General features: G+C 58.7%; 12 protein-coding genes. 6 read left to right on the forward strand and 6 right to left on the reverse strand.

Annotated features, from left to right (window positions below; all coding sequences use genetic code 11):
* Positions 1–360: 360 nt before the first annotated feature.
* The 3 genes from A6U86_RS35440 to A6U86_RS09645 all read right to left on the reverse strand — a co-directional run bounded on the left by A6U86_RS35440 (position 361) and on the right by A6U86_RS09645 (position 3,430).
* A complete protein-coding gene (locus A6U86_RS35440) occupies positions 361–531 on the reverse strand; it encodes a hypothetical protein (protein ID WP_158008742.1) in 171 nt (56 codons plus the stop codon).
* Positions 532–1,306: 775 nt separating this feature from the next.
* Positions 1,307–2,695: an O-antigen ligase gene (locus A6U86_RS09640; RefSeq protein WP_083196775.1), complete on the reverse strand. Its 1,389-nt coding sequence runs from the start codon at positions 2,693–2,695 to the stop codon at positions 1,307–1,309.
* 159 nt (positions 2,696–2,854) lie between these two features.
* Entirely contained in the window at positions 2,855–3,430 is a 576-nt protein-coding gene (locus tag A6U86_RS09645; RefSeq protein WP_068390090.1) for a sugar transferase, read from the reverse strand.
* 178 nt (positions 3,431–3,608) lie between these two features.
* Between A6U86_RS09645 and A6U86_RS09650 the strand changes: the two genes are divergently transcribed.
* Complete coding sequence (locus tag A6U86_RS09650; protein WP_068389763.1) at positions 3,609–4,526, forward strand: SDR family oxidoreductase; 918 nt, start codon at positions 3,609–3,611, stop codon at positions 4,524–4,526.
* Between the two features lie 30 nt (positions 4,527–4,556).
* Here A6U86_RS09650 and A6U86_RS09655 read toward each other — a convergent pair whose 3' ends face one another.
* Positions 4,557–5,843 carry a nucleotide sugar dehydrogenase gene (locus tag A6U86_RS09655; protein WP_068389766.1) on the reverse strand — a complete coding sequence of 429 codons (1,287 nt, stop codon included), beginning with the start codon at positions 5,841–5,843 and terminating at the stop codon, positions 4,557–4,559.
* Between the two features lie 260 nt (positions 5,844–6,103).
* On the opposite strand from A6U86_RS09655, the gene A6U86_RS34650 reads away from it, so the two are divergent.
* A complete protein-coding gene (locus A6U86_RS34650) occupies positions 6,104–6,292 on the forward strand; it encodes a hypothetical protein (RefSeq protein WP_077470473.1) in 189 nt (62 codons plus the stop codon).
* 99 nt (positions 6,293–6,391) lie between these two features.
* Here A6U86_RS34650 and A6U86_RS09660 read toward each other — a convergent pair whose 3' ends face one another.
* Positions 6,392–7,237: a hypothetical protein gene (locus tag A6U86_RS09660; RefSeq protein ID WP_141683670.1), complete on the reverse strand. Its 846-nt coding sequence runs from the start codon at positions 7,235–7,237 to the stop codon at positions 6,392–6,394.
* A 304-nt stretch (positions 7,238–7,541) separates the two neighbouring features.
* On the opposite strand from A6U86_RS09660, the gene A6U86_RS09665 reads away from it, so the two are divergent.
* The 3 genes from A6U86_RS09665 to A6U86_RS09675 all read left to right on the forward strand — a co-directional run bounded on the left by A6U86_RS09665 (position 7,542) and on the right by A6U86_RS09675 (position 10,908).
* Complete coding sequence (locus tag A6U86_RS09665) at positions 7,542–8,222, forward strand: YoaK family protein (RefSeq protein WP_068389773.1); 681 nt, start codon at positions 7,542–7,544, stop codon at positions 8,220–8,222.
* Positions 8,223–8,375: 153 nt separating this feature from the next.
* On the forward strand, positions 8,376–9,359 hold the full coding sequence (galE, locus tag A6U86_RS09670) for a UDP-glucose 4-epimerase GalE (RefSeq protein WP_068390093.1): 984 nt from the start codon (positions 8,376–8,378) through the stop codon (positions 9,357–9,359).
* A complete protein-coding gene (locus A6U86_RS09675; RefSeq protein ID WP_068389776.1) occupies positions 9,337–10,908 on the forward strand; it encodes an alkaline phosphatase family protein in 1,572 nt (523 codons plus the stop codon). Before galE ends, A6U86_RS09675 begins: the two co-directional genes overlap by 23 nt.
* A gap of 21 nt (positions 10,909–10,929) precedes the next feature.
* Here the strand turns inward: A6U86_RS09675 and A6U86_RS09680 are convergent, their stop codons facing one another.
* Complete coding sequence (locus A6U86_RS09680; protein WP_068389779.1) at positions 10,930–11,436, reverse strand: DUF1993 family protein; 507 nt, start codon at positions 11,434–11,436, stop codon at positions 10,930–10,932.
* A gap of 370 nt (positions 11,437–11,806) precedes the next feature.
* On the opposite strand from A6U86_RS09680, the gene A6U86_RS09685 reads away from it, so the two are divergent.
* On the forward strand, positions 11,807–12,736 hold the full coding sequence (locus tag A6U86_RS09685) for a sugar ABC transporter substrate-binding protein (protein ID WP_068390096.1): 930 nt from the start codon (positions 11,807–11,809) through the stop codon (positions 12,734–12,736).
* Positions 12,737–12,777 lie beyond the last annotated feature (41 nt).

Below are 12,777 nucleotides of genomic sequence, written 5' to 3' on the forward strand. Positions count from 1 at the left end.
CTTCACCCGCATAAGGCATTGGGGTATTGCTCGCCTCGTGAGTTCTTGAACCGTCAAACCGAAACCTGATCCTGTCCGGTTTTTAAGGGGCAACTCCACCACGTTTCAGGTTTGTCGAGGAGGTTTCTGAATTTTAATATCGTCTTGGCTATCCGCGTGGACTTTGCCGTAGGATGTTTGGCCAAGGTTCGTTGCTGAATTTCGTCATCTGAAAGACTAAGAGCGATGCCTTCAACGGTAGTATAACCAATGTGGTCTAGCAACCGAAGAGCATCACCACCCAATTGAGCTGCTATCCCTCCAAATTTCTCTCTTCGTAATAGCATAGAGCACATTTTGTTGCCACCTATATAATCAACATCAAAGTTCTTCTTCGCCCTTCAATATAATTATTACATTTTCTTCTTTGTTCTTGCTGCTGTGCACATTTGATACTGAAACATTCGGGCCGCCGCAGCTGCAAGAACAGTCAAGGGCATGGCCCTTGTCGTCATCTTCAACTGAATGTGTGACGATAAACTTTTCTTCCATAGCACAATCTCCCTTTCAATTTTTCCGATGTTTGATTGTTGCGCGAATCCCGGATAAAATCCATATTAATTTTTATCATGCTGCGTAAGTTACTGTGATAAACTTTAAACGGCCGGCTAATCTACCTACCTGGCTAATTTGTTGACTAGATTTCGTCTTCTTGCATTCCCTTCGGGCCTCTCAATTAATTTCATATCGCCATTCTAAATGGGCATGGAGAACGTCCGGTATTATAACCTCGAAGCGAGAAGCCCGCGGACGGCTCCCATCCCCAAATCAGAAACCGAGGTTTGCGTTGCAAATGTCTTTAACAGAGGCGCTTTTCACGCGGGTCACCTGCGAAGTAGACCAACGGTTTCCAGGGCACTATTGGGTACTCAGACGACCGAATTGAAGGCGCGGAACGGTGATGCTTGCTGCGATCCGCCAGACAACGTATCGGCATCGAGTACGGAAACTAACGGCTCCCCATCTTCTGATGACCGAGGTCCAAAGCCAGGGCAAACAGTTGCATCCATAGTCGCTCGCAATGGAAACGCAAAATATACTTCTGAAACCTTAGGGTAATTATTTGAAATAATAGAAGAATAAAGGCTTTTTAGCCAAAAAATTTCTGCAAAAATATCAGATAGACAATGCCTTGAAGGCTTGGCGACTGCGCGAATTCGATGCCGCGCCGCGTACGATGTCGATCAATCCGAATCCATCTCATGGACCTGGCGATCCGATTGCCTCGTCATGACGCTCGGTCATGTCCCTTCTTCGTGTCGAAGGATCAACCTCTCGCGGCCATTTCCGGCTGCATGGGCGGCTTTGCCGCCGCCAGATACTCGCCCTTCAGCCGCATGTGGCACCAGCAGGCGAAGGCCGAGGAGGCGAAGGCCAGGCTTTCGCCGATGGCGAGGCGGTTGTTGGAGTTGCTGAGCAAGGTCAGTGAGAAGAAGAACAGGCACATGATATAGGCGTGCCAGGCGGCGCGCGGAATGATGCGTGCCTTGCGGGCGCGCCAGACGGCGCGGATGAAGACGCCGAGCATGAAGGCCATCACGGCGGCGCCGAACAGGCCGTAGCGCACCAGGATCTCCAGATAGCCATTGTGCAGCAGCGTGTACTGAATGTGCGAGTAGCGCGTCTCGGCCCAGCGTTCGAGCCATCTGTTGCCCCAGCCGAAGATCGGCGCGGAGGAGAAGACTTCCCAGCTGTTGGACCAGAGCTGCAGGCGCTCATCCATCGATACCGGGGTGTTGGTCGAGCTGATGGCGTTTGAGACCACGTCGCCCACATCATGGCTGCCTGTTACCTTTTCGACCATGGACAATGCTGCCGACACGGTCGGGCCGGCCGTCTTGTCGAGATTGTGGCGCACGCCATAGATGCCGGCGATCAGCAGCGCCGCCACGACGACGATGGCGATGAGGCCACTCTTCATGCGCAGATAGGTCAGCGTGACGAGCGCCAGGAGCGGGATGGAAATGCCGAGCGCCAGCCAGACGCCCTTCGATTTGGCGCCATAGATGGCGATGAAACAGAGCGCGAAGATGAAGGGTGAAACAATATAGGCGAAACGGGCGATGCGCCGATCGCTGGATTTTTCCGTCAGGTAATGCAGCAGCCAGAACAGCGTGAAGATGACGATCATGCCGCAGGCGACGGCGCCATGGATCTGATTGTTCATGATCAACGGGCGGATGGTCTCGCCGGCAAAAACCTCGCGCAGATGCTGGGTTGCCACAAGCATGACGAGGACCATGGCGAAATAGGCCGCGACAATCTTTTCCATCACCTCTTCATAGAGCAGGAAAGCGACGCCCATGATCGGAAAGAAGAAGGGAAAGGCGTAGAGCCAGTCCGAGGCACCGATATCATGCTGCGGCGTCAGCCAAAGGGTGATGCCGAAGCGGGCCATGACATAGAAGGCCCAACCCATGCAGAGCCAGCCGACCCAGTCCGTGCGCGGCCGCAGGGGCGCTTTCATGTAGTAATAGAGGGCGATCAGCGAGAGGAACGCGGTCGCATAGCGATAGGCGTCGCTTTCGACGACGGTGGGCGAGGCCACCAAAAGCCAGAGTATACCGCCGATTATTGCGACGGCTTTCGGCATGGTGCTCGCAGCCTTGGTCATGCCTGGGGGGCGGGTTGCGAGATCAGCATGCGATTTGTTCATGCGCGAGTCGTCCAATGTCGTCGTCCGCCTTCGTCCACATTTGTTCCATTGTCCGGCATTGCGACGCCCCCATGAAGGCCGTTAGGGCCGTAAAGGGGCAGGAATGCGGCATTTTTCTCCCGCCGGCGCCCGGGCGGCATCGATTTCGCCGGATGTTTGCTAATGGGTAACGCCATCGCGCCGAACCACTTTCAAAACCGTCAGAAAGATGATCTTGAGATCGAAGAGGAAGGATCGCCGGCGTAGATAGTCTTCGTCCAGCGCCACCTTCTGCGGGATGGGCAGTTCATCGCGACCATTGACCTGCGCCCAGCCGGTGAGGCCGGGCAGCAACGCGTCGACGCCGCGTTCCGTGCGCAAGGCGATCAGGTCGTGCTGGTTGAAGAGGGCGGGTCGTGGGCCGACGATGCTCATCTCTCCCTTCAGGATACAGAGAAGTTGTGGCAGTTCGTCCAGGCTGGATTTGCGCAGGAAGGAGCCGATCGGCGTCAGATAGATCTTGGGGTCCTTCAGCAGATGCGTCGCGACGGCGGGAGTGTCGGTGCGCATGCTGCGGAATTTTGGCATGCGGAAGATCCTGTTACCGCGCCCGACACGATCGGACCAGTAGAGGATGGGGCCGCGAGAGGTCAGCCGTACGGCAATGGCGACGATCAGGATCGGAATGGAAAAGACGATGGCCGCGGCAAGCGCGGCAAGAAAATCGAAAAGGCGCTTGGCGATCGTATAAAGCATCGTCTCTTGTCGTTGCGTCGCCGCCGGTTCGGGCGGCGGCAATGGCGGTTTGGGTGTTTTGTGCATCTCATATTGCGGATTGGTGCACAACCGTGCGGCATGAGATTCCCCGGCCTTGTTCTCCGCGGATATCCCATGCAAAGCATGTTTGAACAAAACGAACAGAGGCAATGAACCCATGATCCTGGTTACCGGCGCAACGGGTTTTGTCGGACAGACGCTTTGTGCCGAACTGTCCCGCCGGCAGATGGAGTATCGGCCGGTCAGCCGCGCGCCGCGGCCAGGTTACGTTGCCACCGGCGCGATCGATGCCACCACCGATTGGTCTGGAGCGCTTGCCGGCGTCGATGCCGTCATGCATCTGGCTGCCCGCGTGCATGTCATGAACGAGAGTGCGGCCGATCCGCTCGCCGCGTTTCGCGCCGTCAATGTCGACGCCACGGTCAACCTGGCGCGGCAGGCGGCGCGGGCTGGGGTCCGGCGGTTTATCTTCCTGAGCTCGATCAAGGTCAACGGCGAGGAAACTGCACCGGGACGACCATTCAGGGCTTCGGATGCGCCGCACCCGGAGGATGACTACGGCCGCTCGAAGCTGGAGGCGGAAGAGGCGCTGCTGGCAATCGCCGTCGAGACCGGCATGGAGGTCATCATCATCCGGCCGCCGCTGGTCTATGGACCCGGCGTGAAGGCGAATTTTGCGAGCCTGATGAAATGGGCGGCCCGGCCGTTTCCCTGGCCGTTCGGTATGGTCCGTAATCGCAGGTCGCTCGTTTTCGTCGGCAATCTCGTCGATTTCATGCTGCTCTGCGTCCGTCACCCGGACGCTGGAAATCGTGTTTTTCTCATCAGCGACGGCGCGGATCTTTCCATCGGCGCGTTGATTGGCAAGCTGTCGTCGGCCCAGGGGAAAAAGGCCATGATGCTGCCGGTGCCATCCGCCTTGCTGGAGGGGCTTGCGGCACTCTTGGGCCGCCGTGCCGCCGCCCAGCGTCTGCTCGGCTCGCTCCAGGTCGATATCGGCGAGACGATGGCGACCACCGGTTGGTCGCCGCCCTATTCGATCGAGGAAGGGCTGGCGGCAACTGTCGGCCGTTGACGACAGCAGGGCCGGCATTGCCGTGAGCCCTTACAGGCTCCAGACCGAATGACCTTCCAGCAGGGGGGTGGCCGGGTCAAGCGCCGCTTTCACATCGACGACTACACCGTTTTCGCTGAGCAGATTGAGGATATCGGCAGCACCGCCGGCCAGATAGGATTTATGGGGAACGGCGAGGATGAGAGCGTCGAGCTTGCCGAAATCCTTCAACGCCGCCAGGCGAATGCCGTATTCTTCTTCCGCTTCCGCATGGCTCGCCATCGGGTCGTGCACCAGCGGCTCCAGGCCGAATTGGTGCAGTTCACTTATAATATCGGGCACGCGGCTGTTGCGCAGATCCGGCACATTTTCCTTGAAGGTCAGGCCGAAGATGCCGATGCGGGCGCCGTTGATCGGCCTCTTTGCCGAGACCAGCATCTTGATGAGCTTCTGGGCGATGAATGCCCCCATGCCGTCATTGATGCGGCGGCCGGACAGAATGACCTCCGGATGATAGCCGAGTTCTTCCGCCTTGGCGGTGAGATAATAGGGATCGACACCGATGCAATGGCCGCCGACGAGGCCGGGCGTGAAGGGCAGGAAATTCCATTTCGTCCGTGCCGCCTTCAGCACGTCGGCGGTGCGGATGTCCATCTTTTCGAAGATGATCGACAGCTCGTTCATCAGGGCGATGTTGACGTCGCGCTGGGTGTTCTCGATCACCTTGGCGGCTTCGGCGACCTTGATGCTGGGGGCGCGATGAATGCCGGCCTCGACCACGGCGCCATAGATGGCGGCAATCCTCTCCAGCGTCTCCTCGTCGTCGCCGGCGACCACCTTCACGATGCGCTCGAAGGTGTGTTCCTTGTCGCCGGGGTTGATGCGTTCCGGTGAATAGCCGACGTGAAAATCCTCGCCCTGACGCAAGCCCGAGACTTCCGCGAGCACCGGGCCGCATACTTCCTCGGTCACGCCGGGATAGACAGTCGATTCGTAGACGACGACCCCGCCTTGGCGCAGCACCTTGCCAACCGTGCGCGAGGCGGAGATCATAGGCCTCAGATCCGGCTGCCGGTTGCGGTCAATCGGCGTCGGCACGGCGACGATGAACATATTGCGATCCCGCAGATCCTCGATGTCGCTGCTGATGCGCAATCCGCTTGCTCTCAGCTTCTCGGCCGAAACCTCGCGAGTATCGTCGTCACCAGCCTTCAGTGCGGCGACACGGGAGGCCTTGATGTCAAAACCGACAACATCGTGGAATTTTTCTGCAAGCGCGATCGCGACGGGCAGACCCACATAACCCAGGCCGATAACGGCAATCTTTTCATTCAACACAGCATACCTCGAACAATCCACCTGAATTAGCCCAAACCTGAGGCTCGTGTCAGCGTCAATATCTGCCACAAGCGTAGTTTCTGCTGCGGGTCGCGTGAATGTGAATGTCGGCTGCCGGCTTTGCAATAGGCTGGAGATACGGGGTTGCGGTTGGTTATGGGGCTGGTTTTGGCAGCGCGCCTGATATCGACATCGAAACTTTCCCGTGCCGAACCTATTTATAGGGGTGAGAGTTATTTTCTCGGAAAGGGTGGTTCGCGATGCGAAACAGCCATCTCAAATATCTACGCTCACAACGAGAGGATCTCGAAGCCAAGCTTGAGCTGCATATAGCACGCTATTGTTTCGGTGACGGCGAGGTTGAAGACGGTACCGAGGCGGAGTTGCGGCAGCGGATCGCGGAACTGTCTGACGAAATCACCGTGCTTGAAACCCAATGGGGTGAATAGTCTGACGGCTTCTGGGCACAGGCGGCAGCTTGCTGATTCCGGTCGGCGTGATCGGTGACAGAAGGTGCAAGGAAATCCTGAACCTGGTTCAGCTGCCAGTCAGCAAAAGGCGGGTTTGCAACAAGAGCTGTCGAATCCGCTGAAATCGGTGCCAAGCAGGCCGAAAAAGGCTGGCCGGCCGCGCAAGCGCCGGCCTTGATCAAAGTCGTCGGCGGAAGCCTTGTCGGTCACCAGGTTGATGTTCGTCGCCTCATCCGGCGTGATAAGCCGTATCGAACTTGGAACGGTACTCATCGCCATATCCAGTATCGACCGATCAACGCCCATTTTCTTGAAGTAAGCGAGCATCTTCGATCGCTGCGATTTCGACAGTTTCGTACTGTCGTGCAGTCCGACAAACTTGCGGCTGATTTCCTGGCGACTGATGAGGCGCTTCTTGCCGTTAACGATCTGATACTTCATCCGGTAGATGATCCGCTCCTGATCGTAGGTCGTCTTGACCTGATGGACTCCGACGATAGCGAAGGGGCTGACGACGCGCCTGACGCCGGCAGACAGCACGAAGGGGCAGGCCGAAAGACATCTGCTACCTGCGGAATATGCAATAGCTTTTGCTCCGGCGCGCCAGCCGTCGGCACAGAGCGGCTGGTTGCTCGGACAGGATTCCAGCCGGGTTCCGCCCACGGCAACGGACAGGCCGCGCTTGCGGATGATCTCACCCATTTCCATCGCGGCTTCTACATTCCCGCCGGGTGAGTTCACGATTATAGGCAGCTTCCTGTTGCCTGTGCTTGCTAGAAGCTTGCGCAGGTCGTCGGGGGATCTTGCATCGATCATGCCTTCGGCTGCAATCCAGTCCATGCAGCCCTCGGGCCGACAGTTGCCGGAGCCGGGAGCCGCGTGAACGAGCATGAATTGCATTGGCGCGCCGGGCACCTGGGCCATCGCAGCCGCCGTCAGCCCCGCGAGTGCAAAACCGGCCACGGCTGCCGGCAGGCAAATCTTCAGCGCGCAACGCAAAAGATGCCTGAAAACTGCAAAAATCATGAAGCGAAACCCCCGCACCCTCTAAATGGAAGCTAGCAAAGTGCAATCCAATTAAGCAAGGGGAACAACCTCGATCCGTACCGTGTCACGAGACAGCCACCGGGTTAAAATACGAGGCATCGATAGGCACGCAAACGTCTCGACATCGGCAGCTATTCAGCGCGATAAGATCGGAGCGATTATCCGTGACGATGAGGAGCCGATGAAGCCGAGCCTGTCTACCCTTCTCAGCATCAATGGCGGCTATGTCGATACGGCCGGCTTTCTTGCCCTGCATGGGCTGTTTACCGCACATGTGACCGGTAATTTCGTGACGCTCGGCGCGACTTTGGCACTGGGAACGTCGGGTGCCGTTGCCAAACTTCTGGCGCTGCCGGTTTTCTGCGTTGTCGTCATTCTCGCTCGGCTGCTTGGAGGCGATCTGTCGCGGCGCAATCTGCCGACATTGCAGATCGTCCTGACGCTGAAATTTTTCCTGCTGGTGCTTGCGGCGTTTTTCGCCATGCGGTTTGGCCCGTTTGCCGATGGCGACGGTTGGCAGGCGACAGTCACCGGAATGACGCTGATTGCGGCGATGGCGATCCAGACAACGGCGCACCGCATTCATCTTGGCTCCACACCGCCGACGACGATGATGACGGGCACGACGACACAGATCATGATCGATATCGCCGATCTCCTGCGTGGCGCCAAGCCCGAGGAGAAAGTCGCAACGAAGGCGCGGCTTGGCCGCATGGGGGCGGCTGTCGGTGGCTTTGCGCTCGGCTGCGCGGTGGCGGCAACGCTTTTCCTGCTTGTCGGCATGGCCTGCTTCCTGCTGCCGCCGGTGCTGGCGCTTGCGGGAATTCTCATGCATGCCGCCAACTCGGCAAAGCCGGCTTAGCTTTTCGTCTCCATCCATTTCTGATCATGCCAATCTTGCTCCTTTCTCCAGCCTTGCAAGTCGGCTACAGCTCTCTAAGTGTACGCGTCGGATCGAAGCCGGTTCGCCGCATTTTGGGGCGGCAGATTGTTGGTGAATTGAGAAGGGGTGATCATGGCAGGAGAAACGGTGCTTGTGGTCGGCGGAGCCGGCTATATCGGTTCGCACACATGTCTGGATCTGGCGAACAAGGGGTTCAAGCCCGTCGTCTATGACAATTTCTCCAATGGGCATCGTGAGTTCGTCAAATGGGGCCCGGCTGAGGAAGGCGATATCCGCGATCGGGCGCGCCTCGATGAAGTCCTTGCCAAGCACAAGCCTGCCGCCATCCTGCATTTCGCCGCGCTGATCGAAGTGGGCGAGTCAGTCAAGGACCCGGTATCCTTCTATGAAAACAACGTCATCGGCACGCTGACCCTGCTGTCGGCGGCGCAGGCGGCCGGCGTCAATGCCTTCGTCTTTTCCTCTACCTGCGCAACCTACGGCCTGCCGCAGAGCGTGCCGCTCGATGAGAGCCACCAGCAGGTGCCGATCAATCCCTACGGCCGCACCAAATATATCGTCGAGCAGGCGCTTGCCGATTACGATCAGTACAAGAGCCTGCGCTCCGTGGTGCTGCGCTACTTCAACGCGGCCGGCGCCGATTTCGAGGGACGCATCGGTGAATGGCACACGCCGGAAACCCACGCCATTCCGCTCGCCATCGATGCTGCGCTCGGCCGTCGCCAGGGCTTCAAGGTGTTCGGCAGCGACTATGATACCCGCGACGGCACCTGCGTTCGCGATTACATCCATGTGCTCGATCTCGCCGATGCCCATGTCCGCGCCGTTGAATATCTACTGCGCGGTGGCGACTCCGTTGCCCTCAATCTGGGCACCGGCACGGGTACGACAGTGAAGGAATTGCTGGGAACGATAGAGACCGTGTCGAAGCGGCCGTTCCCGGTCGAATATGTCGGCCGTCGCGAGGGCGATTCGACGACGCTCGTCGCCAATAACGACAAGGCCCGCGATATCCTTGGCTGGTCGCCACAATATGATCTGACCGGGATCATCGAATCCGCATGGAACTGGCATGCCAAATCCAACCAGCACTGAGCAGTCTTCCTCTCCGGGCAACGTCAAGGGCAAGCGTCTGAATGTGCTGCTGATTTCGGCCGATCAATGGCGCGGCGATTGCCTCTCCGCCGTTGGCCATGATTGCGTCAAGACGCCGAATGTCGATGCCTTGGCGCGGGAGGGGGTGCTCTTCCGTCGCCACTATGCGGGGGCCGCGCCTTGCTCGCCGGCGCGGGCGACGCTCTATACCGGCCTCTACCAGATGAACAATCGCGTTTGCCGCAACGGGTCGCCGCTGGATGCCCGTTTCGATAATCTGGCGCTTGCGGCCCGCCGGGCAGGCTACGATCCGACGTTGTTCGGCTATACCGACACCGCGCCCGATCCGCGCAGCAAGGACTTGAGCGATCCGCATCTGACGACCTATGAGGGTGTGCTGCCCGGCTTCACGGCACGGCAGCTTCTGCCCGAGCATGAGAAGCAGTGGCTGTCCTGGTTGCGGTCGCGCGGCCACGCCGATGCCTTCAGCCGCGATATCCATATTCCCGTTGGCGCCGCGCCCGGCGAAATTTCCAACAATGCGCCGGCCTATTCCAAGGATGAGACCCAGACGGCCTTCATGACCGGGGAGTTCATTCGCTGGCTTGGCGAGCAGGACGCGCCCTGGTTCGCGCATGTTTCCTTCCTGAGACCGCATCCACCGTTTTCGGTGCCGGGGCCTTATAATCGCATGTTCTCCGCCGCCGATGGACCAGCCTTTGCGCGGGCGGCCGATCGCCAGACGGAGATGTCTGCTCATCCGCTGCTTGCTTTTGCCCTGCCGCAGATCGGCAAGGGCGGGTTCATGTATGGTGGCGAAGGTTCCATCGCGGATTGGTCTGCGGAGGACCTTTCAGCGATCCGCGCTATCTACTATGGCATGATTTCGGAAGTGGACGCGCAGCTCGGCCGGATCTGGCAGGCATTGAAGGATGCCGGTGCGTGGGACGATACGCTGATCATCTTCACCTCCGACCATGCCGAGATGATGGGCGACCACTGGATGCTCGGCAAGGGCGGCTTCTATGACGCGAGCTATCATGTGCCGCTCGTTATTCGTGACCCCGGCCTGCCGGCCGCGCGTGGCGGGGAGGTTGAGCATTTCACCAGCTCCGCCGATATTTTCCCAACGCTATGCGACCGGCTTGGCATTACGCCTGAAAACCATGTCGATGGCGAAAGCCTCCTGCCGTTCATCGGGGGCTCTGCCCCGGATAGCTGGCGCGACGCCGCATTCTGGGAGTTCGATTTTCGCGACATCGCCAACGAAAGCCCCGAGCGGCATTTCGGCCTGAAATCCAATGCCTGCAATCTCGCCGTTATCCGCGACGAGCGGTTCAAGTATGTCCATTTTGCCGGCCTGCCGCCTGTCCTGTTCGATCTGGAGAAAGATCCGATGGAGCTTTCGAACGTCGCAGACGATAGCGCCTACATGGCCACCCGGCTTACCTATGCCGAAAAGCTTCTCTCATTGCGAGCGGAGCATCTGGACCAGACGCTCGCCTATACGGAATTGACGGAAGAAGGGCCGGTTTCGCGCCGGCCCTGAGTCGTTCTGGCTATTTGCTCTTCAGGCGAACGATCCGAGATAGGTCATCTTGCCCACAGGCAGGCCGCGGCTGCGCAAGATTCCGTGTGCCGTGGTGAGGTGGAAGAAGAAGTTCGGCAGCGCGAACTTGGCAAGATAATCCTCGCCCTTGAAGACGGTCTTGTTGCCGCCCGGCGAGATCGTGACTTCCCTGACATCGCTGCCTTCCATAATCTCCGGCGTGACCGTCGCCAGGAAATCCTGGGTTTTCTTCAGACGCTCGCGCAGATCGGCGACGGTTGTCTCATTGTCTTCGAAGCTCGGGGCATTGATGCCGGCAAGCCGGGCGATGGTGAGCTTCGCCGTATCGGAAGCGCGCTGGTACTGACCGGAAAGCGGCAGCATGTCGTCAAAGAGGCGTGCGGCGACGAGCTCGTTCGGCTCGATACCCTTCTCAGTGGCATAGGCTTCGATCTTGTCGAGATAGGCCGAAAGGTTTTGCAGGCCGCGTTGAAAGACGGGGACCGAGAAACTGTACATCGAGGGCATGTTTGTTCTCCATTGCGGGCCGCTCGGGCGGCCGGGATCGGCGGCATTCTAACCCGCTCCTGTGGCGATGAAATAACCGTTCCATCGGGCGGGGTGCTCCTATGTAGGTTCGGCGGCCGATTCTTGCAGTAGCAGCGACAATAAATCCGCCTTCGCCCCCTCCTGCGATGCGGTCAGAAATTAGTGTTGACGTTTGTTATGAAAAATGGAATGAATATTCCGCATATAGAATTTTACGGTTTGTTTGTTCCGTTTTTTAGCGTGGCCACCATGGGAGTGGTGGCCGAATTGAATAGACGCCCTGCGGTCGAGACCGAGGGTTCCGGCATTTAGGAGGGGTGTGGCCGGGCACCGTATCTGGGAGGAAAACATGAAGAAATTTATTCTTGGCTCGGCGATGGCGCTCATGTTGTCGACCGCGGCTCATGCCGAAACCATCGGCGTGTCGATGGCGCTGTTTGACGACAACTTCCTAACCGTTCTGCGCAACGGCATGCAGGACTACGCAAAGGGCCTGAACGGCGTGACGCTGCAGGTCGAAGACGCTCAGAACGATATCGCCAAGCAGCAGAGCCAGGTCCAGAACTTCATCGCCAGTAAGGTCGATGCCATCATCGTAAACCCGGTCGATACCGACGCGACGGCCGCGATTTCCAAGCTCGCCGCCGATGCCAAGATCCCGCTCATCTACGTCAACCGCGAGCCGGCAAACGTCGACAGCCTTCCGGAGAAGCAGGCTTTCGTCGCCTCCAACGAGCAGGAATCCGGCACGCTGGAAGCCAAGGAAGTGTGCAGGCTTCTCGGCGGCAAGGGCAAGGCCGTCGTTATGATGGGCGAACTGTCCAACCAGGCAGCCCGCATGCGCACCAAGGACGTACATGACGTTCTTGCCACCGACGAATGCAAGGGCATCACCATCGTCCAGGAGCAGACTGCCAACTGGCAGCGTACCCAGGGCGCCGACCTCGTCACCAACTGGCTTTCCAGCGGCCTCGAATTCGATGCCGTGATTTCCAACAACGACGAAATGGCGATCGGCGCCATCCAGGCGCTCAAGGCTTCGGGCAAGTCGCTCGACAAGATCGTCGTTGCCGGTGTCGACGCGACGCAGGATGCCTTGGCTGCAATGCAGGCCGGCGACCTGAAGGTCACCGTGTTCCAGGATGCTGCCGGCCAGGGCAAGGGCGCCGTGGATGCCGCGCTGAAGCTTGCAAAGGGCGATAAGGTCGACAAGAAGGTCTACATTCCCTTCCAGCTCGTGACGCCCGCGAACGTCAAGGACTTCGTCAAGAAGAACTGATGCCGCGATGATCGACGGATGCGGGCGCCTGAGCCCGCATC

Source organism: Rhizobium sp. AC27/96 (genome assembly GCF_001692325.1).
Taxonomy (GTDB): Bacteria; Pseudomonadota; Alphaproteobacteria; order Rhizobiales; family Rhizobiaceae; genus Rhizobium.

Coding starts and splice junctions, on each gene's coding strand:
- A6U86_RS35440 (WP_158008742.1), bottom strand. CDS start 531: ATGGAAGAAAAGTTTATCGTCACACATTCAGTTGAAGATGACGACAAG.
- A6U86_RS09640 (WP_083196775.1), bottom strand. CDS start 2,695: ATGAACAAATCGCATGCTGATCTCGCAACCCGCCCCCCAGGCATGACC.
- A6U86_RS09645 (WP_068390090.1), bottom strand. CDS start 3,430: ATGCTTTATACGATCGCCAAGCGCCTTTTCGATTTTCTTGCCGCGCTT.
- A6U86_RS09650 (WP_068389763.1), top strand. CDS start 3,609: ATGATCCTGGTTACCGGCGCAACGGGTTTTGTCGGACAGACGCTTTGT.
- A6U86_RS34650 (WP_077470473.1), top strand. CDS start 6,104: ATGCGAAACAGCCATCTCAAATATCTACGCTCACAACGAGAGGATCTC.
- A6U86_RS09660 (WP_141683670.1), bottom strand. CDS start 7,237: ATGGCCCAGGTGCCCGGCGCGCCAATGCAATTCATGCTCGTTCACGCG.
- A6U86_RS09665 (WP_068389773.1), top strand. CDS start 7,542: ATGAAGCCGAGCCTGTCTACCCTTCTCAGCATCAATGGCGGCTATGTC.
- galE (WP_068390093.1), top strand. CDS start 8,376: ATGGCAGGAGAAACGGTGCTTGTGGTCGGCGGAGCCGGCTATATCGGT.
- A6U86_RS09675 (WP_068389776.1), top strand. CDS start 9,337: ATGCCAAATCCAACCAGCACTGAGCAGTCTTCCTCTCCGGGCAACGTC.
- A6U86_RS09680 (WP_068389779.1), bottom strand. CDS start 11,436: ATGCCCTCGATGTACAGTTTCTCGGTCCCCGTCTTTCAACGCGGCCTG.
- A6U86_RS09685 (WP_068390096.1), top strand. CDS start 11,807: ATGAAGAAATTTATTCTTGGCTCGGCGATGGCGCTCATGTTGTCGACC.